The following is a 22611-nucleotide window of genomic DNA, read 5'->3' as shown; positions in this document are numbered from 1 at the left end:
GCTCCTAAACTTCCTCTACATTTTCCATCAATATATATATCTTATAAGAAGTATCTATTATTATATTTAAGGTATTTAAGTTCTATTCCATATAAAGTCTCATATTATTTTAGCCTTTAACTGATCCGGCAACTAAACCTTTAGCCATGTATTTTTGACCTACAGTTGCAAGAATTACTATAGGAATTGAAGCCATTATTGCAGCCGCTGAATATTGAGTCCAGTTAGCTGAGAAGTCATTCTTAATAAATTGTTGCATTCCTACCGCAAGTGTTAAACTTTGAGGATCCTTTAATATTGCTGAAGCAAATATAAATTCACTGTATGATCCTATGAATGTAAATAAGAATATTACTAAAATCATATTTCTTGTTAATGGTAATATTATTTTCATAAATATTTGGAAAGTAGTTGCTCCATCAACACTTGCAGCTTCTACAAGTTCCTTAGGAATTCCATCTATAAATCCTTTCATTAACCAAATGTTATATGCACTAGCACCTGCAGCTATAATTACTAATGTAATTAAATGGTCCATACCATTTAATCTATATGCAAGACCTAAAATTGCAGGTAATGCCATAGCTGCTGGGAACATTTGAAGTAATAACAAGAACATTAACCCTTTTTTCTTCCCCCAAAATCTTAATTTTGAGAAAGCAAATGCTGTTGGTATTGTTAAAAATAATTGAATTACAGATACTACAACACATATGATAAGAGTATTTTTAACCCATATTAAAAAGTTTGTTTCAGTTAAAACCTTTGAATAGTTTTCAAGTGTCCATGATTGTGGTAATAATGTTGTTTGTACGAAAGCTTCCCCTTTAGCCATAGAAGCAGTTACTATAGATAAAACTGGGAATAATACTACAAGACACATAAACCATAGAAACACTCTTGATATCCATACTGATCTTACTTCTGATGGTCTTAATTTCTTTTTATATTTAATATCTGAGGAAGTGTTTATTCCGCTCTTTTTTTGTACTCTACTTTGCATTTTATTCAACCTCCTCGAATTGTCCTGATAATTTCATTTGATAATATGATATAGTTGCTAATAAAATAAATATTATTATACTTATTGCAGATGCTATTTCAAATCTACCAAATTGTGTTGATAATTTATAGTTTACAGATGCAAGGATATCTGTGTATCCAGCAAACTGAGTCGCCATCCTTGGTGGATTACCATTGGTAATCAAATATGCCTGTCCAAAGTTATTAAAGTTAAATGCAAATGATGAAATTATTAATGGATAAGCAGTCTGTGCTAATGATGGTAATGTTATTTTTCTGAATTGAAGCCATTTGCTAGCACCATCAACATCTGCTGCTTCATAATAACTATCTGGAATAGCTCCTAAAGCTCCTAAGCAAACATTCATCATGTATGGGAATCCTAACCATATACCAACAAATATAAGTGCAACTCTTGCCCACATTGGATCTGTTAGCCATGGAATAGGATCAGCTATAATATGCATATTCATTAACAAGTTATTTATTGCTCCATAACTTCCATTTAAAAGACCTTTCCATGAAAGTATTGCTACTGTTGCTGGTAAAGCCCATGGAATTATAAGTATTGCTCTATAAATTGCTTTTTCTTTTAAGTTAGGATTATTTACTGCCATAGCAACTATTAATCCTAAGAAGAAAGTTCCTAAAGTTGAAGCTATTGCAAACACTAAGTTCCAACCTAGAACTGGGAAAAATATTTCTTTAAAAGGTCCTGTAAAAACCTCTACAAAGTTTGCTAATCCTACAAATTGGATATTACCTTGTGAATACATTGTATAATCTGTAAAAGATATATACACTGTATATAATATAGGAAAAATTGTGAATATTATAATTGATATAAGTGCTGGTAATAAATATGGAATAGATTTTCTTGTTTGAGCTCTACTCTTTTTTCTTGCTGCCTTTTTATCTGCTACTACTTGCATTACATACTCTCCTCCTTAATAAAATACCTCTACCCTCTAAGATAATTCTTATAAATAAGGGGGAATTTTCATCCCCCTAGTTAAGACTTCTAATTATTTTTGTTGAGCTATACCTTCTTTAATTTGCTCTACTGTCATTTGAGCACATTGTTCTGGTGTGATTTGACCTGAAGTTAATAATTGTAAGTTAGCTCCAGCAGGTGTCCACATAGCTTGAATTTCTGGTATGTTAGGCATTGGTGTAGCAAATTTAGCTTGTTCTGCGAAAGCACTCATATATTCATTGTTTTTAAAGTCTGCACTATCTAAGTATTTATTTAATACTGGAATTCTGTTACCTTTGTTTAATAATATATCTCCTGAGTTTTCAGCTAAATATTTAAGTAACTTCCATGATAAATCTTTATTTTGTGATTTTTCACTTACGAAAGCAGTTTGAACTCCTAAGAAAGTTGGTACTTGTTTTCCAAATAATGTTGGCATTGGAGCTACTCCAAAGTTTACTCCACCATCTTTAAATGCTGATACATCCCAAGGTCCTGAAATATAGAATCCAGTGTTCTTAGCTAAGAAATCACCTTTAGCTATATCTCCAGTTATATCAGCTGGCATTAATTTATCTTTTTGAACTAAATCTTGAACGAATTGATATCCTTTTATAGCTCCTGGTGTAGCTAGTCCAATATCAGTTGGATCAAGACTTCCGTTATTATCTTTATAAACGTATCCTCCATCTGCTGCTATGAATCCATAAGTAGCATAGAAGTTATTGATGTCGTATTTAAATCCTGCGCCCTCTTCTGCAACCTTAACTAAATCTTCCATAGACTTTGGAACTTCTTTAACTTTATCTTTATTATAGAAAAGAGCTGAAGTTTCTTGTGCTATTGGAACTGCATATCTTTTTCCATCTATTGTTACAGCATCTAACACTTGATGTGATGCGTAATCAGAATCATTTATAGTTCCTTCTGGAACTTCTGCTAAAAGTCCTGCCTTTTGGAATGTTCCTAAGTTATCATGTGCTAAACCAAACATGATATCTGGTCCCTTTGAACTATTTGCAGCCTGTATGTAAGCTTGCATTTCTGATTTATCTTCTACTACTTTAACTTTAACTCCATTTTCTTCGCCCCATTTTTGAGCTAATTTGTTTATCTCGTCCACTTCTGGAGTTGTTAAATGTGACCATACTGTTAATTCCTTTTCTGAACCTCCAGCATTTCCTGAATCAGTTTTTCCTCCACAGCCCACTAGTGATCCTGCAAATAACATTGTTGCTGCCATTACAGTTGCTAGAATTTTTGTACGTTTTCCCATTATAAAATCCCCCTCATAACTTATAATTAGCTAAAAGCTATATTCTTCATTCTCGCCTTCGGAAACGATACCAAAACAATTTAAAAAAATATTTAATTTGCTTACTAACAAATATTTTTTGAAAAGTTTCGTTTCGGTATCGTTTCCAAGATTATTATATAATATTCAGAAAACATTTTCAATACCTTTTTTGAAATTTTTCTGGATTTCTTATAATTTTTATTTATTTCTTTATTTTCCATTTTATCTTGTAACTGGTAATAAGTTTTCTACTATTACAAAACCAAATTATTTTTCTAAAAACGAAAGAACTGTATCAAATATAACTTAACTTTAATTTTTCTAAAGCATATATTTGATACAGTTCTTTAATCTCATAAATATATTTAATTATTACTTGCTGATTTCTTTTCCACGCCATATTAAAAAAGCTATTTTAAAGATTACAGCCTCATTAAAATTCCTTATATCATAAGATGTACATTTTTGAATTTTATCCAATCTGTAGATAAGAGTATTTCTATGTACATATAATTCTTTAGATGCATCACTTATATTAAGTCCACACTTAAAGAAAGTTTCTATTGTTTTTATCATTTCTCTATCTAACTTAGAGAACCCTAATCCAAAATCTTCATACATCTTATTTTTTAAATCTTCATCTATAGAGTCAACTAAATTTTCGAAAAGTAAATCTCTATCTCCATAAACAATTTCATCCAAATCGTATTTTATTGCAAGATTTATTTTAGACATATTTATCTCATAGGCCTCTTTTATTTCATTTATATTATTTAATTTCATATAGCTTATATAGCATTTTGTATAAAGGTTTGAGGCTATAGAATCTTTGATACTATTAAGATGCTCTTCAATATCTTCTAGCGTTCCAATGATTACTATACTATCATTCCTTAATACACTAACTATATTTTTATTGCCATAACACTCATTTATAAGTTCTAAGCCTTCTTGAATATGTGAAGCTAAATAAACATTAATTATAAAGAACTCATCCTTTAAAAAATATAGTTCTTTATCAATAATATTTTTGTCTATAACTACTCCATTTAAGGCTTTTTTAATAAGCTTTTCCTTATTGCTCGATACCTCTTTAATTTTATTTTCAATTAAATATCTCAATAAAGAAGTACAGCTTTCATATTCTTTTTGAGTTACTATTTTTCCCTTTTTATCATTAACTTCAAAGTCTAAAGAAACCGTATCACTATTATCAAATTCTGATAATATAAACTCCTTATCATCCAAAGTAACCTTGAAAGGTATTTTTGTATTTAAATATAACTCTTCTAAGAACTTATGAAAACTGTACATATTGATTACCCCTCTATATTAAAGCTATTGCTGATTAAACTAATTTTAATTCTGTTTCTTTATCGAATATATGAATTTTATTAGCATCAACGTAGAACTTAGCTTCTTGACCATTTTGTAATTTAGTACTTCCATTTACTCTAACTGTTATGTTTTGATCTGCAAGTTTAGTATAAATATAACTTTCTGCTCCCATTAATTCTGTAACTTCAACTTTTGATTTTATTACTGTTGTTGGATTTGCAGCAACTAACTCTTGGTCATCATCTAAATGTTCAGGTCTTACCCCTATTATAACATTTTTTCCTATATATCCTTTTTCTTTTAATAATCTAGCTTTATCCATTGGCATTTCAATTTTTTCATTTTGGAAAGTAGCAAAATATTTTCCGCCTTCTTCCTTTATAGTACCATCTATAAAGTTCATTTGTGGACTTCCAATGAATCCTGCAACGAATATATTAGCTGGGTTATTGTATATTTCTTGTGGTGAGTCAACTTGTTGAACTATACCATCTTTCATAACAACGATTCTTGTACCCATTGTCATAGCCTCAACTTGGTCATGTGTAACATATATGAATGTTGTTTGTAATCTTTGATGTAATTTAGAAATCTCAGTTCTCATTTGAACTCTTAATTTAGCATCTAAGTTTGATAAAGGTTCGTCCATTAAGAATACTTTAGGTTCTCTTACTATAGCTCTTCCTAATGCAACCCTTTGTCTTTGTCCACCTGATAAAGCTTTTGGTTTTCTATCTAATAAATGCTCTATATCAAGTATTTTAGCAGCATCTCTAACTTTCTTGTCTATTTCTTCTTTTGGAACTTTTCTTAATTTAAGTCCAAAAGCCATGTTATCATATACAGTCATATGTGGATATAGTGCGTAACTTTGGAAAACCATTGCTATATCTCTTTCCTTTGGTTCTACTTCGTTAACTAATCTATCTCCAATGAATAATTCACCTTTTGATATTTCTTCTAATCCAGCAATCATTCTTAAAGTAGTAGACTTACCACAACCTGATGGTCCAACGAATACGATGAACTCTTTGTCAGCTATTTCTAGGTTAAAGTCTTTAACTGCTGTAACATCTCCTGGATAAACTTTATAAATATGTTTAAGTGATAAATTTGCCATATTAATACTCCCCCATAAATTTCAGTTATTTTCTCGAATTTCTTTTATGATTTTATTTTATACCAATTAACCGTTTTCATCTATGGACATTATTTACAAAAGAATTCATTATTTTTTGTATGATAATCTAAATAGCCTGTACAAATTTCATTTTTCTTGTGATATTTTTTATTAATTTTTTTATATTTTGTAAAAGGCTATAAAAAAACAGAGTGTTTTAAAATTTAAACACTCTGTTTATATTTAAAATATTATTTTTTATATTTCATGTGTAATAACTCATGAGCTCTTCCATGACCTGGTTGACCCATATAGTTTTCGTACATTTTTAATAAAGCTGAGTTTTGATGTGATTTTCTCTTCTCTAAGTTCTTATCTTGGTTGTAAAGAACAGAAGCTCTTACTTCTCTAATGTCCATTTTATCACTATCTTCAGCTGAGATATGTGGTTGTCCTCCACCGTTAACACATCCACCTGGACATGCCATTACTTCGATGAAGTGGTAGTCATTTATTTTACCTGACTTAACTAATTCAAATACATTAGCAGCTCCACTTACAACAGCTAATTTATATTCATTTCCTGCTATTTCTATTTCAGCTTCTTTTATTCCAGCTAATCCTCTAACAACTTCATAATCTACGTTATCTAAGTTATCATTTTCCATGAAGTCCTTAGCTGTTCTTAAAGCAGCTTCCATAACTCCACCAGTAGCTCCGAATATAACACCAGCTCCTGTGTATTCTCCCATAGCTGGATCTACTTCGCTATCTTCTAACTTAGCGAAATCTATTTTAGCAGCTTTTATCATTCTAGCTAATTCTCTAGTTGTTAAAACTGCATCTATATTTCTCATTCCTTCGTTTTCCATTTCTGGTCTATCCGCCTCGAATTTTTTAGAAGTACAAGGCATTATAGTTACTGTAAATACTTTTTTAGGATCTATATCAGCAACTTGTGGATAGTAAGTTTTTGATGCCGCACCAAATATTTGTTGTGGTGACTTAGCTGTTGAAAGATTTTCTACTAACTCTGGGAAGTAATTTTCAACTTCTCTAACCCATGATGGACAACATGAAGTTAACATTGGGAAAGGTCCGTTGTTTTTGATTCTTTCTATAAGTTCAGTAGCTTCTTCCATTATTGTCATATCAGCACCAAAGTTTATGTCAAATACTTTATCGAAACCTAATGCTCTTAAAGCAGTATATAATTTTCCAGTAACGTCTTGGCCGTAACCCATCTTGAATAATTCACCCATTGATGTTCTTACAGCTGGTGCCATAGCAACTATTACATGCTTTTCTGGATCATTTAATGCATCTTGAACTCTTTCTATATGTGATTTCTCTGATAATGCATCAACTGGACAAGCAGCAACACATTGTCCACATAATAAACAGTTTGTATCATCGAAACATTTTAATTCTTCTGGTCCAACTAATCTAACACCATCAATTCTATGGAATTTTATTGAGTTAGTAGCTGTTCTTGTTCTACATGCAGCAACACATCTACCACATTTAACACACTTAGTTCTATCTAAAACTATTGATTTACTTCTGTCATCTACATATTCTGATTTATCTGCAACTATAAATGGTTTATGAGCTCTTGCTTTTGTTTTTATTACAAGCTTTAAGAATTCACAGTTTTCTCTTCTTTTACATGGTCCACATTTAAACTCATGCTCGTCTAAAAGTTCTGCTACTCTTTCTTTTCTAGCCTCTATAACTTTTTCACTCTCAGTTTTAATAACCATTCCATCTTTAGCTTTTATTGCACAAGATCTTAATAGTCTATCATTTCCTTCTTGCTCAACAAGACAAACTCCACATTGTCCTTTATTTCCGCAATTTTTTAACTCACAAAGCACCGGAATGTCAAATCCATTCTCTCTAGCTAAGTCAAGTATCGTCTTATCACCATCAAATTCGATAGTCTTATCATTGATTATTATTTTATTCATGCTGTTCCTCCACTTTTAGGATTTTTTAATAAATACTAAACATCAACTCTTATATCGTAAAAATCAGTTAATTTAAAAATCATCGTTACTATTCTAACATAATATTTGTGAAATATAAATATTTCAGACTTTTATGAACACTTTTTTAAAGCAAAATTTAAGGGAGAATTACAAAATTCTTCCCCTAAATACTTTACACTCTTAAAATTTATATCTATTTTATTAATTTATTTATATATTTTTGCTTCCTCTACACCATCTAATACCCTTATTGCACCTTGTGCTAAAGCTAAAAGTTCATCTTCTCCACCGTATACAACCATAGGTGCAATCCATTTTACTTTTTTGTTTATAGCATTTGTAACATAATCACTATACGCAATTCCACCAGTTAATACTATAGCATCAACCTCTCCTTCTAAAACCACAGCCATTGATCCTATTTCTTTTGCTATTTGGTATATGAATGCATCAAATATTAATGAACCTTCCTTATCACCTTCTTGTGATAACTTTATTAAATCTCTTGCATCATTTGTATTCGCGTAAGCAACGAATCCACCTTTTCCAACTAGTTTTTTATAAACCTCTTCTTTGCTGTATTTTCCTGAGAAACACATTTCTAATAATTCTCCTGATGGTACTCCTCCAGCTCTTTCTGGTGAAAATGGTCCATCTCCATCTAATGCGTTATTTACATCTATAACTCTTCCTTTTCTATGTGCTCCTACTGAAACACCGCCTCCCATATGAACAACTATTAAATTAACATCTTCATATGAAGTATTATGTTCTTTCGCATATCTCTTAGCGACGGCCTTTTGATTTAATGCATGGAATTTACTTTTTCTAGGTAATTCAGGAACACCTGATAGTCTTGCTACATCTTCCATTTCATCAACAACAACTGGATCTACTATAAATGCTCTTTTACCAATTTCTTTTGCTATTTCATTAGATAATATTCCACCTAGATTTGAAGCATGTGGTCCTTGAACTCCAACTTTTAAATCCTCAACCATAGCACCATTAACTTCATAAGTTCCACCTTCTATTGGTTTAAGCATTCCACCTCTTCCAACAACGGCATCCAACTCTTTTATATCAATTCCCTTTTCTTTTAAAACATTTAAAATAACTTCTTTTCTAAAACCAAGTTGATCGTAAATTGTATCATATTTTGATATTTCTTCTGCTGAATGTCTTAATGTTTCTTCTAAAATTTCTTTTTCTCCCTCATAAACACCAATTTTAGTTGATGTTGAACCTGGATTTATTATTAATAATTTGTATGCCATATAACTCTCCCCCAAAATCTATTATTTTAAATCATGAGCAACTACTGCTGCTATAGCTATTGATTTAACTTTTGTTTCAAAACTATCTGCTCTAGAAGTTAATATAACTGGTGCTGATGTACCAACTAATAATCCACCATTTTTACAATCTGACATGTAAGTTAAAGTTTTATACATTACATTCGCAACATCTATATTAGGTAATAATAATATATCTGCTTTTCCTGCAACTTCCCCTTTTACACCTTTATGTTCAGCAGCCTCTTCTGATATAGCATTATCTAAGGCAAACGGTCCGTCAACTATACATCCCTTTATTTGTCCTCTATCACTCATTTTAGCTAATAATGCTGCATCGATTGTTGCTGGCATATTAGGATTCACAACTTCTACTGCGCCTATAACAGCAACCTTAGGAACTGAAACTCCACAAGCATGTGCAACTTTAACTGCGTTATTTATCATAGCTGCTTTATCTTTTAACTCTGGATATGTATTAAATGCTGCATCAGTTAAGAAAAGTAATCTATCCATTCCTGGTATTTCAAATACAGATACATGTGACATTAGTTGACCTGTTCTTAATCCAACTTCTTTATTTAGTACACTTCTTAAAAAAGTAGCAGTATCAACTAATCCTTTCATTACCATATCAGTTTTGCCTGTTGATGCTAACTCTACTGCTAATAAAGCTGCTTTTTTATCATTTGGCTCATTTATAACTTCAAAATCAGCTAAATTCATATCTATCTTATTAGCTATTTCTTTTATCTTCTCTTCATTACCAACTAAAACAGCATCAGCTATTCCTAATTTTTTTGCTTCTCTTACTGCTTCTAAAACTGGTTCATCCTGAGCAACTGCAACGGAAACTTTTTTCATTCCATTCTCTCTTAGTTTTGAAAACAATTCATTAAAATTTTTAGCCATAATACTCAACCCTCTCCCTTGAATTTTGTTAAATTTATAACAATTACAAACAAAAAAAATTCGATTACATAATTTTATAAATTCAAAATTAATTCTACATAACTATATTCTACCAAAAAATATTCTGAAAACATAAGTTTTCAGAATATTCAAATTATTATTTTTTATTTAATTGTTAAATTTTAAACACTATATTCTTTCATTATATTTTCAGCTACCTTTAATCCATCTACTGCCGCTGAAACAATCCCACCTGCGAAACCAGCACCTTCTCCGGCAGGATATAGTCCTTCTAAAGATATACTTTGTAACTTTTCATTTCTTTCAATTCTAACTGGTGCTGAAGTTCTTGTCTCTATACCAGTTAAAACACCATCATTATGACCGAAACCCTTTATCTTTCTATCAAAATCAGTGATACCTTCCTTTAATCCTGCTATTACATAAGAAGGAAGACATTTTCTTAAATCTTCAAATCTATACCCATTACTCAATACACTTGGATTAACTTTTCCTAATTTGGTTGAAACTCTATCATTCATAAAATCTCCAACTAACTGAATAGGAGTATTATAGTTTCCTCCACCTAGTTTAAATGCAAGTTCTTCATAATGTCTTTGGAACTTCATTCCCTCTAAAGGATGATCACCTCCAAAATCATTTGATCCCACAGTTACAACTAAGGCAGAATTAGCATTTTCTTTATCTCTAGCGTGATAACTCATACCATTTACACATAATCTATTTTCTTCTGAAGATGCATTAACAACAACTCCTCCTGGGCACATACAGAAAGAATATATTGCTCTGTCTAAAGTTTTACTTTGATATGATAGTCTATATTCTGCTGCATTTAATCTAGGATGATTAGCATATTTTTCTCCATATTGACTTAAGTTTATAATTTCTTGTGGATGCTCTATTCTAACTCCTATGGCAAAAGGTTTTTGCTTCATGAATATTCCTTCATTAAATAACATTTCATATGTATCTCTAGAGCTATGTCCTAAAGCTAAAACTACTACTTCACATGGAACTTCTTCTCCATTAACCTTAATTCCTTTTAGTTTGTTATTCTTTTTTATTATTCCTTCAAATCTTGAATTAAAGTGAACTTCTCCGCCATATCTTTTTATTTCTTCTCTAATATTTTTAACCACATTCTTTAATATATCGGTTCCTACATGAGGTTTCCCTTTATAAATTATTTCCTCTGGTGCTCCATTTCTTACAAGAGCATCAAGTACGTAATCACATCTTGTATCTTTTATTCTAGTTGTAAGCTTTCCATCAGAAAATGCTCCTGCACCACCTTCACCAAACTGTACATTTGATTCTGGATTTAATTCCCCACTTCTCCAAAACTCTTCTACAGTTTTAGTTCTTGTATCAACATCTTCTCCTCTTTCAAATACTATTGGATTAAATCCTTTTTTAGCTAATAAAAGAGCTGCAAATAATCCTGATGGTCCTAATCCCACAACTACAGGTCTATGTTCAAGCTTTTTTTCTCCAAACTTAAAATCAAAGTCATAATTAACCGTTTCTATTTTCACATCTTTATCATTAAGTCTAGCAACTATTTTATCTTCATTTTCATGCTCTATATTTATACAATAATTAAATTTTATAAGATTCTTTTTTCTGGCATCTAAAGACTCTTTTATTATCTTTATATCTCCAACTTCATCCTTAGACATCTTCAATTTTTTAGCTACTTTATTTTTTAAAAGACTTAAATCTTCATTTATATCTAAACTAATATTATTTATTCTAATAGTCATAAAATTGCCTCCATTTTATTTTCTTTAGTAAATTATTTTACCACAGAATAACCCTAAAGTAATCTGTGGTAAATATTTATTGCTTATTATTTTTATTATGCTTATTATTTGCACGTGAAATACTATTACTATTACTATTATTATTGTTACTATTATTACTGTTACTACTGTTACTATTATCACTATTATTATTGTTTGGATTTTCTGGATTAGTATTATTATCAGTACCACCAGTTGACTCAGCATTCTTTTTAAAAGTTACCTTAACCTCTACTGGATTCATATTAATAACTTTTATGTTATCATAAGAATTTGATATAGTTGGTTTTACACTTCCTCCATCTGCTGTAAGTTTTGATATATCAATACTACATTTAAACTTACTTACATCTATATTACTTATAGAATCTTCTGGCCCATCTAATGTTAACTTAACGGTCTTAACATCAGTTTCAGGTGTATAACCTTCTAAACTTCCTTCTATAGTTACTGGAACATCAATTTCTTTTTGTGCGTCTTTGCTAAAATCTAATTTAACTTTGATCTGAGACTGATCATTAGAAGTTAAGCTTACTCCATCTGGAACTTTTAACACCGTTGTTACCTCTGCATCATCTGCAAATTGAGATACATCTATAGGTGTAGTTTCCACAAAGCTAACTTTACTTAATGCATCTTCCGGTCCAATTAAGCTAACTTTTGCAATACTTGGAGTAATTGATTTTAAGGCTAAGCCTTCCTTAGGAGTTCCTGTTGTTATTACATTAACTGGTACCTCCTTAGCTTTTTTAACTCCAAAAGATACATCTACCTTATTTGGACTTATATTTACATCCTTAATTTCATTTCCATTTTCATCTACAGCAACAACGGGTAAACTCATATTAACAGCTTTGCTAACATCATTTATCTCACCTTTTACTTCTAAAGCTTTAACTTTGCTTACTAAGGATTGAGCCCCTGATACAGTAGCATTCTGTGGATTAATAGTTATTTTATCAGCATAAGTTCCTTGTTCTGTATTTACTTTTATTTTACTTTCAATAGGTAAACTTTTTTCTTGATATTTATCAAGAGCTACATTAACTCTTAAAAGTCCATTGTTTTTTATATTTATATTATTAGGAGAACTTTCTATTTGTACTGGTATGTTGTTATCTCCTTCTTTTAAAACATACTCTCCTAAATTAACAACTATTTTAAATTGTTCTTTCTTAACCTTATATATTTCAGTTGAAGGCCCCTCTAAATCTAAGTCTACTGTTAAATTTTGATTAGGGATCAATACTAAATTATATCCCTTTAAAACATCTGCATTTACAACTTGAACAGGAACATTATTCAATTTATACTCTCTAACTGGATTCTCCACATTTATTATGTATAACCAAAGTGAAAAGGATAATAATAAGCATATAAATTTTATCAAGAAATTTTTTCCTTTAATTTTTTTAAGCATATTTTCACCTTCTCCCCATAAGATTTACCTCTCTTATCACGTCTATTCCTCATGACTTTTAATAATATATTTTTTAACTTTTTACCATCATAATTTCTAGTTAATCTTCCTTTTACAGCTAAGGATATCGCTCCTGTTTCTTCTGAAACGACGATAACTAAAGCATCTGATATCTCAGATAATCCTATAGCCGCTCTATGTCTAGTTCCTAACTTTTTATTTATAGTATTATTATTTGTTAATGGTAAAACACAACCAGCTGAAACGATTCTATCATTTCTAATTATAGTTGCTCCATCATGTAATGGAGTATTCTTAAAGAATATATTTTCTATTAATGCTGATGTTATAATAGCATCTAACTGAGTTCCTGTGGATATTATTTCTGCTAAACCAGTTCCCTGTTCAATAGCAATTAAAGCTCCTGTTTTAGTCTCAGCCATGTCTTCTACTGCTGTTATAAGCTGGTCAATAACTTCCTCTAGTTTTTGATCATCTTGAATTACATGAAAATCATCAAAAGCAGTACTTCCTATATGTTCTAATGCCCTTCTGATTTCAGGTTGAAAAATAATTACTATTGATAATACTCCTATTGTTAATGTCTTTGTTAATATAAAGTTTAACATTTGAAGTCTTAAAACATAACTTATAGGGATTAAAATCAATAATAATATTACTCCCTTTAATAATTGCTCTGCTCTAGTTTCCTTTATTAATATATAACCTCTATAAAATATAAAGGCTACAATTAAAATATCTATGATTGACCAAATAGATATATCCTTTAAACTATTTGTAAATATCATTATTAATTCTTGCACAAAATTCACCTCCATTACCTTAACAATTAAATTATACAATAAAAATATAATTATAAAATATATTTTAAATCATTTCTTTGTAGTTTTACATATTCTAGGTAATGTTATCATGTATTTCTTCATATATTTTAATAAAAATCAAATGAGGGGGTACTTATTATGGACTTTAAGTATAAAAAATATATTGATAATTCCTTGATATATATAATATTTGCAGTTCTAATACTAATATTTGTTTTAGGATTTTCCTTTTTTAGAGCACATAATGAAAAATCTAAGCTTGAAGACTTAGGAAGATCTATTTCTGAAATTAATCTTACTTATGATTTTTCTGAAGGAACCATAACTTCAGAAAATTATATAAACTCCATAGAAAATAAACTTGAAAAACTTTCAAACATAAATTCTAATATAAAATCTTTAACAGTTTCTCCAAAACGAGAATATTTATTAACACCTATTAGTAATGGCTTAGAAAAAAATATTGAACTTTTCAATAAAATACTATCTATTCTAAAAACACCAGATGCCTTAAATCTAGCTGATGAATATGCTATTGCGTTAAAGCTAAAAGAAGAATGTGAAAATTACTATTACCTATGTAGAGCTAATTTAATTCCTGTTTATTTATACAAAGAAGGAAATACTTATCTTCAAGACATTTTTTATTATATAAATGAGTTAATAAAAACAAATAGAGATAAAGACTTTGTCCAAAGCCAAAAAAATGATTTTGTGGTTGCCATGAAATCAATAGCTTTAAAACTTTCTTCAATGGATGAAAAACTTTTTGAAACAGCAAACCTAATAAAAGAATCCAATAGAGATTTAAAAGTTTTAACAACCGACATAGACAGTAAAATTGCTTCTCTCCAAGAACTTAAAAATGATTTATATTCCTTGCCTATTCCAGAACAAGCTAATGATTGCTTCTTAGCTCTTGAAAAGGCATTAAAATCTTATGGTAACTACATTGATTATTTCTACAAGGGTCTTTTAGATGAGATCGAAAATAAAAAGACTGCAGAAGATTATTATGATAAGTCTTCTGAGCTATTTGATGAATTCATCTATTCATTAGAATCTGCCGAAAAGTCCTTAGATAATTATATTAAAAATTAAAATAGCGTATTAAGTCTATTTTTTTGGTTACAATATACAAAGTAAAATAATTACCTAAAAGGAGGTTCTTATGAAAAAGAGTATTTATACTTACTTCATCTTCGCCTTCGCCTTATTTCTTATCACTACACTTAATGAGAAAGAAGTTTTAGGGCTTTCTCTTTCAAATGAGCATGTAACCAAAAATGATTATATAGAATTAGCAGAAATAGCTGCTAATTCACAAAACCCAGAATCTGATCAAATCTGTAATACACCTGACGAGGTTGTCGCTGTATTCAAGAGCTCAAACTCTACAATATCCTTGACCAAAGATGACATATATTTAATGTCTCAGGTTGTATATGCTGAAAGTAAAGGTGAACCTTTTGATGGCAAGATCGCTGTTGCTTCAGTAATTCTTAACAGAACAACAGATTCTCACTTCCCTGATACTATTCAAGGAGTAATAACTCAAAAAAATGCCTTTTCCTGCGTTAGAAACGGTAAAATAGACGTAGTACCTGATAGTGATAGCTATAATGCTGTTATTAAAGCTATAGAAGGCTGTGACCCAACAAATGAAGCATTATATTTTTATAACCCTAAAATTGCTACATGCTCGTGGATGAAAGGCGTTGAAAAGACAGGAGAAAAAAGTATAGGTCAACATGTATTTTTTAATGTTACCTAAAGAAAAAGCTAACACTTTGTGTTAGCTTTTTCTTATTTTCTACTGTCTAAGTACGATACTGCACTTAAGGCAGCTACATTTCCTTCACCAGCAGCTTTCATGTACTGATATGGTTTACCTGTACAATCACCTGCAGCAAAACATCCTTCTATATTGGTTTTCATTGATCTATCAACATCTATATGATCACCAATTATTTTTAAACCTGGTACTAATTGACCTGGTGATATACTATCTCTTAATACAAATATACCATCAGTATCTATTTCACCATTCTTAGTAACTAGTTTAGTGACCTTATTATCTCCTTGTATTTCTACAGGAATATCATCAACAACTTCTATTGATGAATTTAAATTAAATTCTCCTTTATATCTAGGAACATAGTAAACTTTAGCTGCTAATTCACTTACGAAGTTAGCTTCCTCTTCAGCTTCCTTATTATAACCAATTATAGTTACAACTTTTTCTTTATATAACGGAGCATCACAAGTAGCACAATAGCCTACACCTTTACCTAAGAATTCTGATTCACCTCTCATAGGTTTTGTGTATTCTATACCAGTTGCAATTATTATTGAAGTTGCTTCATACATTTTTTCATTTACCATAAGAGCGAAATAATCTCCCATAGCATAAATACTATTTATTCTTTCCTCAGTTATCTCTATATCCATTTCTTTTAAATGACCCATAAACTGATTCTTAAGGTCAATACCATCTTTTCCTACAAATCCAAGATAGTTATTTACTTTTGGTGCTTTAACAAGCTTTGTGCTTAAATCATCATTACCAAAAAGAATAAATTTTTTATTTCTGATTTTTGCATTTAATGCAGCTGAAAGACCAGCTGGTCCGCTTCCTATTATGGCTATATCATATCTCTCGCTCAAAATTGTTCATCTCCTTAAGAAGCTCATTAAACGTGTTTTTTGATAGCTTCAACTAATGCAGCTTTTGGTCTAAATCCAACTAAAGTATCAACAACTTTTCCACCTTTGAATATTAATAAAGTTGGTATACTTTGTATTTGATATTTTCCAGCTGAACCTGGGTTTTTATCAACATCAACTTTAACAAATTTAACATTTGTCATTTCATTTGCTAACTCTTCTATAACTGGTGCTATCATTTTACAAGGTCCACACCAAGTTGCCCAGAAATCAACAACTACTACTTCACTTGCTTCTATTACCTCTGTATTAAAATCTTGATCATTTATGTGTTTTACCATTTTTACGCGCCTCCTAATATACCCCTTAGGGGTACTTTATTACTTACAATTATATTATATTTAAAATATTAAGTCAATGTTACAAATAATAACTATTATTTAACTTTTATAAGTTTGTTATTCAAAGGTACCTTTTACTAACAATTTTTTATCATTCATCAAAATATTCCCTTTAGATATAACAGAATTTATATCTAAATTTTTTTTATCTAATAAAACTATATCTGCATCTTTTCCTGTTGATATAAAGCCTTTATGCTCTAACTTTAAAACATTAGCAACATTACTAGTAATAACTCTTATAGCCTTTTCTAAAGGTACCCCAAGCTTTATAGCCTCCTTAACTTCATTAAAAAGACTTTCTACTGAACATATTCCTAAACCTTTTAACTCTCCATTTTCATCAAATAATGGCATACTTCCATTTCCATCTGAAGAAAAGGTTATTCTCTCTATGTCTACTCCAGCATCTAAAAGCTTTTTAAGTCCTTCGCCAGCTGTTAGCTCTCCTTCCTCTAAATGCTGAGGATCTGATGATGTAGTCAAATCAATTTGACCACCAGCTTTAGCGTGGTTTATACCAGCCTCGAAAAGCTCTCTACTTCTTCCCATATGAGTAGGAACAATCTGGTTTGGTGGAATCTCAGTTTCATTTATTAATCTAGTTATATACTCGATCATTCTTTTTCCAGCACCTAAATGAACATTTACTATCCCAGCCTTTCCTGATAAAAGTCCTCCAACTCTAGCCTGAGCTACTATATTAATAAACTGCTCATAGGTTGGTTGAGAACTTCTATGATCTGAAAGGGCTATTTCACCAACACCTATAACTCTATCTATCAAAAGTAAATCACTCTTAATACTTTTAGTTATAGTATTTACAGGAACATCATAAGATCCAGTATAACAATAGCAAGTAACACCTTCTTCACATAAAGCCTTTGCTTTTGCAACTAATCCCTTCATGTCTCTACAAACTCCATCGGTTCCTATACACCCTACTAGGGTAGTTATTCCACCTTTTATAATACTGCTTAATTGAAGTTCTGGAGTTCGTGTTCTAAATCCACCTTCTCCACCCCCACCAATTATATGGACATGACAATCTATGAATCCTGGAACAGCTATCATTCCTTCTCCATCAATAACTTGAATATTTATAAAATTTTCTGGAACAGTTACTTCATCATATATCCCTTCAATTTTATCACTTAATATAACAATATCCTTTTTGCCTAAATACTCTGGATCATAAACCTCTATATTTTTTATTATCTTTAACAAAAAATACACCTCCTTTATTTAAATTATTATTATTTTTACCTAAAACTCAATAATAAATTTATTTAATAAAAAAATAAGTTTTTATATAAAAAAAGGCACGAAACAATTCGTGCCAAAACTTAGGGTTTTGAGTGTTGTATATTAATTTTTAAATTATTGACTATTATTCTTGTTCCATTATTATCTTTTTAGCAGTTAAGATTGATGAAGCACTCATTGAGAATTCATCTAAGCCATATTCAACTAATGTTGGTATAGCTCTTTCATCTCCTGCCATCTCTCCACACATTCCTACCCACTTACCATGTTTGTGAGCACCATCTATTGTCATTTTGATTAATCTTAATACAGCTGGATGCATTGGGTTGTAAAGGTATGATACCTTTTCACTCATTCTATCAGCAGCTAATGTATATTGGATTAAGTCGTTAGTTCCTATTGAGAAGAAATCAACATGCTTAGCTAATTCATCAGCATAAACTGCTGCAGCTGGAATTTCAACCATGATACCCCATTGAATTGAATCAGAGTAAGCTATTCCTTCTGCTTTTAATTCAGCTTTACATTCTTCAACAAATGCTTTAGCTTGTTGGAATTCTTCTAATCCTGAAATCATTGGGAACATTACTGCAAGATTTCCATAAACAGAAGCTCTTAATAAAGCTCTTATTTGAACTCTAAATATATCTTTTCTGTCTAGGCATAATCTTATAGCTCTGTATCCTAAGAATGGGTTCATTTCTTCTGGTAATGGTAAGTATGGAAGAGTTTTATCTCCACCGATATCTAATGTTCTGATAACAACTTGCTTACCATTTGCTTTTTCTAAAACATATTTGTATGATTCAAATTGCTCATCTTCAGTTGGAGCTTCATCTCTATCCATGTATAAGAACTCAGTTCTAAATAGTCCAACTCCGTCTCCACCATTTTCTAAAACTTGATCTATATCTTCTGGTTTACCGATATTTCCGCAAACCTCTATTCTTCTACCTGATTTAGTAGTTGTTTTAACATCTATTAATTTCTTTAATTCTTCTTGGTCTGCTTTAAACTTCTCTAATCTAGCTTTGTATTCATTTATAGTAGCTTCATCTGGGTTGATTATAGCTACACCTTCAATACCATCAACTATGATAGTATCTCCATTTTTAACTGAAGTTGTTATATCACCTAATCCAACAACAGCTGGTATTTCTAATGTTCTAGCCATTATAGCTGAGTGAGAAGTTCTTCCTCCGATGTTAGTTAAGAAACCAACAACTTTACTTCTATCTAATTGAGCAGTATCTGAAGGTGTTAAGTCATGAGCTACAACAACAGTGTTAGCTCCTACATTTTCCATTCCGTTTCCGCCCTTACCTGCTAGGTTAGCTATTATTCTCTTAGAAACGTCTTTTATATCTGCTGCCCTCTCTCTCATATAAGGGTCATCCATAGAATCAAATATCATAACGAAAGTATCTGTAACATTTTGTACAGCCTTCATAGCGTTTAATTGATCATTTTCAATAGTCATTTCCATTTGACCAGTAAACTCTACGTCATCTAATAACATTAAATGAGCTTCAAAAACTTGAGCTTCATGCTCTCCGATTTCTTTAGCTGTTTTTTCTTTTATTGCTTCTAATTGCTCTTTTGATTGAGCTAAAGCTTTAGCTAGCTTTTCTTTTTCAGCAGCTATATCTGAAACCTTCGCATCAGTTATTACTATTTCCTCATGTTCTTGTATAAATACAGTTCCTATTGCATATCCTTTTGAAGCAGCAATACCTTTTTTCATTATGTAGTCCTCCTTTAAGTTCGTACTCAACTAAATACAACATTAAATATCAATCACAATTCAACTAATTCACTTTTCAAATTCACTGCCTATATACAACAGCAATTTGCGTGCCAAGTTTTTAAAGCATAATATTTTTCAAGATATATTATACTCATAAACCCTAGTAAAAATGCCTATAATTCTTATAAAAATATTTTATTCATTAAAAACTTACATAAAAATAATTAGTTATATTAATTGCTTTTATTATACTAAATGTGATAAAAAATATCAATCAAATTTTACTCTTGATATTTTTTATCACATTTTCTTTAGAAATTTCTTTTTTATTAATAATAACATATATAAAACCTTTAAAATAATATGTTTTTCTGATAATATATTATTAATGCTTGATAAAAAATATCAAGTACATTCACTTTTTTGTATATAATTCATTAAAATAAAACTTTGGACGGTGATTTCATTTAATGTATTCAAGAGAATTAATCATAAAAACGCCCTTAGGATTACATACTAGATACTCTGCTATGATTGTTAATAAAGCCTCTGAAATAGAGTCAAAATATAAAGTTAAGCTTTATATAAAAAAAGATTCTTATACTGATTGGCTTGGAATAAGTATGCTTGCAATTCTTTCCCTTAAGGTTTTACCTGGTGAAAGAATATTAATTGGATGTCAAAATGAAGGAATGATTGAAAAATTAGCAGTTCAATCTCTTATGGATTTTATTGATAAAAACATAAATGATTCTTCAGAATCTGAAGATAGTGAAATTGATGAAATAATTGATGCTAGTATAGTAGCTAACGAACAGGTTCTAGAAAGTCTACCTATAGGAATTGTTGTTATAGATATAGACCAAAATATAATAACAATAAATCAATATGCTTTAAGATTCATTGGATGTGATAGAAAAGATGTTAATGGTAAAAAAATTAACGAGGTAATTCCTTCATCTCAACTTCCTCATGTTATGCTTAGTAATTTAAAAAAATATGGTTCTACACTTCATATTAATAATAGAGTTGGATTAGTGAATAGTTCTCCTCTTTTTATAAATGAAAAAATTATAGGAGCTGTTAGTGTAATTCAAGATGTATCTGATCTTATAGGTATGAAGGAAATAAACGAGAAATTTACAAAGATACTTGAAAACTCACAGGATATGATTTGCTTTTTAGATGAAAATGGCATAATAAACTACTTAAATCCTGCATATATTAAAAATTTCTCTAAAGTAAGTACTGATATTATAGGAAAAAGCATTTTTGATGTTTCTCCTAAAGGGCTTAGAGCTAAAGTATTTAAAGAAAAAACTTTATTAAAAGATGTAATTCATAAGAAAAATGGTACTAATGTCATAAGTACTATTGACCCACTATTTATTGATGGTGAATTTAAAGGAGTTATTTCAACTTCTAGACCAGTTAGCTTAATTAAAGAGCTTATGTCAAAATTAAATAAATCTGAACAAGAATTAGATTACTATAAAAATGAATTTTTAAGACAACTTTCTAAAAATTCTTCTTTTAAAAACATTATAGGTTCAACTAGAACATTAAAAGACATAATGTATATGTGTCAAAAAGCTTCTGAAACTACTTCTACAGTACTTATTAGAGGTGAAAGTGGTACAGGAAAGGAGCTTATAGCAAAAGCTATACATAATAATAGTAATAGAAAAAATAAACCCTTTGTTAGAGTTAACTGTGCTTCAATACCTGAAAATCTATTGGAAAGTGAATTATTCGGATATGAGAAAGGTGCTTTTACAGGTGCAGTTCAAAGTAAGCCAGGTAAATTTGCAATTGCTGATACTGGAACAATTTTCTTAGATGAAATAGGTGATATGCCTTTATCAATGCAAGTTAAACTACTTAGAGTGTTGCAAGAAAGAGAAATTGAAAGTGTTGGAGGAATTGCACCTAAGAACATTGATGTAAGAGTTATTGCAGCAACTAATAGAAATTTAGAAGAAATGATTGAGGAAGGTTCATTTAGAGAAGATCTTTATTATAGACTTAATGTCCTTGGTATTAATCTTCCTCCTCTTAAGGAACGTAAGGAAGATATCCCTGAATTAGTTGAGCATTTTATAACTAAGCTAAATAAAAAGCTAAATAAAAGTATATTAGGAATAAACCAAGATGCTCTTAATCTCTTAATTGAATATTCTTGGCCTGGAAACATTCGTGAACTTGAAAACATAATGGAAAGGGCTATAAATCTATGCGATGGAGATTATATAGATAGCAAATATCTTCCTTCTTATTTAAAGCCAATTGAATCTACTTCTTTCGCTTTAAATATTGATGTGGATCATATCCTTCCTTTCGAAGAATATGAAAAGCAAATAATTGAAGCAGCTATGAAAAAATATAAATCATTTAATAAGGCTGGTAAAGCTTTAGGATTAACTCATAGAACAGTTTCTCTAAAATGTAAAAAGTATAATATAGATGTAAAAAAATAATAAAAGTAAAAAG

At 30.2% G+C, this 22611-nt stretch carries 18 protein-coding genes; 3 read left to right on the top strand and 15 right to left on the bottom strand.

Annotated elements, in window-relative coordinates:
- Window positions 1-109: 109 nt before the first annotated feature.
- The 11 genes from OIF33_RS14985 to cdaA all read right to left on the bottom strand — a co-directional run bounded on the left by OIF33_RS14985 (window position 110) and on the right by cdaA (window position 14019).
- Window positions 110-1003: a sugar ABC transporter permease gene (locus tag OIF33_RS14985; RefSeq protein WP_322505038.1), complete on the bottom strand. Its 894-nt coding sequence runs from the start codon at window positions 1001-1003 to the stop codon at window positions 110-112.
- A 1-nt stretch (window position 1004) separates the two neighbouring features.
- Entirely contained in the window at window positions 1005-1955 is a 951-nt protein-coding gene (locus OIF33_RS14980; RefSeq protein ID WP_322505037.1) for a sugar ABC transporter permease, read from the bottom strand.
- A gap of 93 nt (window positions 1956-2048) precedes the next feature.
- The gene (locus tag OIF33_RS14975; protein ID WP_322505036.1) at window positions 2049-3275 is read right to left on the bottom strand and encodes a maltose ABC transporter substrate-binding protein; all 1227 of its coding nucleotides are present in this window, start codon (window positions 3273-3275) and stop codon (window positions 2049-2051) included.
- A 393-nt stretch (window positions 3276-3668) separates the two neighbouring features.
- Window positions 3669-4610 carry a PucR family transcriptional regulator gene (locus OIF33_RS14970; RefSeq protein ID WP_322505035.1) on the bottom strand — a complete coding sequence of 314 codons (942 nt, stop codon included), beginning with the start codon at window positions 4608-4610 and terminating at the stop codon, window positions 3669-3671.
- Window positions 4611-4644: 34 nt separating this feature from the next.
- Window positions 4645-5754: a sn-glycerol-3-phosphate ABC transporter ATP-binding protein UgpC gene (locus tag OIF33_RS14965; protein WP_322505034.1), complete on the bottom strand. Its 1110-nt coding sequence runs from the start codon at window positions 5752-5754 to the stop codon at window positions 4645-4647.
- Window positions 5755-6005: 251 nt separating this feature from the next.
- Window positions 6006-7724 carry a ferredoxin hydrogenase gene (locus OIF33_RS14960; protein ID WP_322505033.1) on the bottom strand — a complete coding sequence of 573 codons (1719 nt, stop codon included), beginning with the start codon at window positions 7722-7724 and terminating at the stop codon, window positions 6006-6008.
- A 227-nt stretch (window positions 7725-7951) separates the two neighbouring features.
- Window positions 7952-9022, bottom strand: a complete 1071-nt coding sequence (gene buk / locus OIF33_RS14955; protein ID WP_322505032.1) for a butyrate kinase — start codon at window positions 9020-9022, stop codon at window positions 7952-7954.
- A gap of 21 nt (window positions 9023-9043) precedes the next feature.
- Entirely contained in the window at window positions 9044-9952 is a 909-nt protein-coding gene (ptb, locus tag OIF33_RS14950) for a phosphate butyryltransferase (RefSeq protein WP_322505031.1), read from the bottom strand.
- 182 nt (window positions 9953-10134) lie between these two features.
- A complete protein-coding gene (locus OIF33_RS14945) occupies window positions 10135-11736 on the bottom strand; it encodes an NAD(P)/FAD-dependent oxidoreductase (RefSeq protein ID WP_322505030.1) in 1602 nt (533 codons plus the stop codon).
- 76 nt (window positions 11737-11812) lie between these two features.
- The gene (locus OIF33_RS14940; protein ID WP_322505029.1) at window positions 11813-13195 is read right to left on the bottom strand and encodes a YbbR-like domain-containing protein; all 1383 of its coding nucleotides are present in this window, start codon (window positions 13193-13195) and stop codon (window positions 11813-11815) included.
- Complete coding sequence (cdaA, locus tag OIF33_RS14935; RefSeq protein WP_322505028.1) at window positions 13162-14019, bottom strand: diadenylate cyclase CdaA; 858 nt, start codon at window positions 14017-14019, stop codon at window positions 13162-13164. Before cdaA ends, OIF33_RS14940 begins: the two co-directional genes overlap by 34 nt.
- 159 nt (window positions 14020-14178) lie before the next feature.
- Between cdaA and OIF33_RS14930 the strand changes: the two genes are divergently transcribed.
- A complete protein-coding gene (locus OIF33_RS14930; protein WP_322505027.1) occupies window positions 14179-15141 on the top strand; it encodes a hypothetical protein in 963 nt (320 codons plus the stop codon).
- Between the two features lie 70 nt (window positions 15142-15211).
- Entirely contained in the window at window positions 15212-15814 is a 603-nt protein-coding gene (locus OIF33_RS14925; RefSeq protein ID WP_322505026.1) for a cell wall hydrolase, read from the top strand.
- A gap of 32 nt (window positions 15815-15846) precedes the next feature.
- Here OIF33_RS14925 and OIF33_RS14920 read toward each other — a convergent pair whose 3' ends face one another.
- From OIF33_RS14920 to ptsP, 4 genes are all read right to left on the bottom strand, one after another.
- Complete coding sequence (locus OIF33_RS14920; protein WP_322505025.1) at window positions 15847-16707, bottom strand: NAD(P)/FAD-dependent oxidoreductase; 861 nt, start codon at window positions 16705-16707, stop codon at window positions 15847-15849.
- 26 nt (window positions 16708-16733) lie between these two features.
- Window positions 16734-17048, bottom strand: a complete 315-nt coding sequence (gene trxA / locus OIF33_RS14915) for a thioredoxin (protein WP_322505024.1) — start codon at window positions 17046-17048, stop codon at window positions 16734-16736.
- 117 nt (window positions 17049-17165) lie between these two features.
- Complete coding sequence (gene iadA / locus OIF33_RS14910) at window positions 17166-18335, bottom strand: beta-aspartyl-peptidase (protein WP_322505023.1); 1170 nt, start codon at window positions 18333-18335, stop codon at window positions 17166-17168.
- Window positions 18336-18498: 163 nt separating this feature from the next.
- Entirely contained in the window at window positions 18499-20118 is a 1620-nt protein-coding gene (ptsP, locus tag OIF33_RS14905; protein WP_322505022.1) for a phosphoenolpyruvate--protein phosphotransferase, read from the bottom strand.
- A gap of 473 nt (window positions 20119-20591) precedes the next feature.
- Between ptsP and OIF33_RS14900 the strand changes: the two genes are divergently transcribed.
- Complete coding sequence (locus OIF33_RS14900) at window positions 20592-22598, top strand: sigma 54-interacting transcriptional regulator (protein WP_322505021.1); 2007 nt, start codon at window positions 20592-20594, stop codon at window positions 22596-22598.
- Window positions 22599-22611: the final 13 nt, after the last annotated feature.

The organism is Clostridium sp. LIBA-8841, from assembly GCF_034439435.1.
In the GTDB taxonomy this organism is placed as follows: Bacteria; Bacillota; Clostridia; order Clostridiales; family Clostridiaceae; genus Sarcina.
The sequence above is the reverse complement of the archived record's forward strand: the minus strand, read 5'-3'. Positions and strand labels throughout refer to the sequence as shown.

Excerpts from the sequence above, each read along its gene's own strand:
- ptsP (WP_322505022.1), bottom strand. The coding sequence starts at position 20,118 with ATGAAAAAAGGTATTGCTGCTTCAAAAGGATATGCAATAGGAACTGTA.
- OIF33_RS14970 (WP_322505035.1), bottom strand. The coding sequence starts at position 4,610 with ATGTACAGTTTTCATAAGTTCTTAGAAGAGTTATATTTAAATACAAAA.
- trxA (WP_322505024.1), bottom strand. The coding sequence starts at position 17,048 with ATGGTAAAACACATAAATGATCAAGATTTTAATACAGAGGTAATAGAA.
- OIF33_RS14945 (WP_322505030.1), bottom strand. The coding sequence starts at position 11,736 with ATGACTATTAGAATAAATAATATTAGTTTAGATATAAATGAAGATTTA.
- OIF33_RS14930 (WP_322505027.1), top strand. The coding sequence starts at position 14,179 with ATGGACTTTAAGTATAAAAAATATATTGATAATTCCTTGATATATATA.
- OIF33_RS14900 (WP_322505021.1), top strand. The coding sequence starts at position 20,592 with ATGTATTCAAGAGAATTAATCATAAAAACGCCCTTAGGATTACATACT.
- ptb (WP_322505031.1), bottom strand. The coding sequence starts at position 9,952 with ATGGCTAAAAATTTTAATGAATTGTTTTCAAAACTAAGAGAGAATGGA.
- OIF33_RS14965 (WP_322505034.1), bottom strand. The coding sequence starts at position 5,754 with ATGGCAAATTTATCACTTAAACATATTTATAAAGTTTATCCAGGAGAT.
- OIF33_RS14975 (WP_322505036.1), bottom strand. The coding sequence starts at position 3,275 with ATGGGAAAACGTACAAAAATTCTAGCAACTGTAATGGCAGCAACAATG.
- buk (WP_322505032.1), bottom strand. The coding sequence starts at position 9,022 with ATGGCATACAAATTATTAATAATAAATCCAGGTTCAACATCAACTAAA.
- OIF33_RS14960 (WP_322505033.1), bottom strand. The coding sequence starts at position 7,724 with ATGAATAAAATAATAATCAATGATAAGACTATCGAATTTGATGGTGAT.
- OIF33_RS14985 (WP_322505038.1), bottom strand. The coding sequence starts at position 1,003 with ATGCAAAGTAGAGTACAAAAAAAGAGCGGAATAAACACTTCCTCAGAT.
- OIF33_RS14940 (WP_322505029.1), bottom strand. The coding sequence starts at position 13,195 with ATGCTTAAAAAAATTAAAGGAAAAAATTTCTTGATAAAATTTATATGC.
- OIF33_RS14980 (WP_322505037.1), bottom strand. The coding sequence starts at position 1,955 with ATGCAAGTAGTAGCAGATAAAAAGGCAGCAAGAAAAAAGAGTAGAGCT.
- OIF33_RS14925 (WP_322505026.1), top strand. The coding sequence starts at position 15,212 with ATGAAAAAGAGTATTTATACTTACTTCATCTTCGCCTTCGCCTTATTT.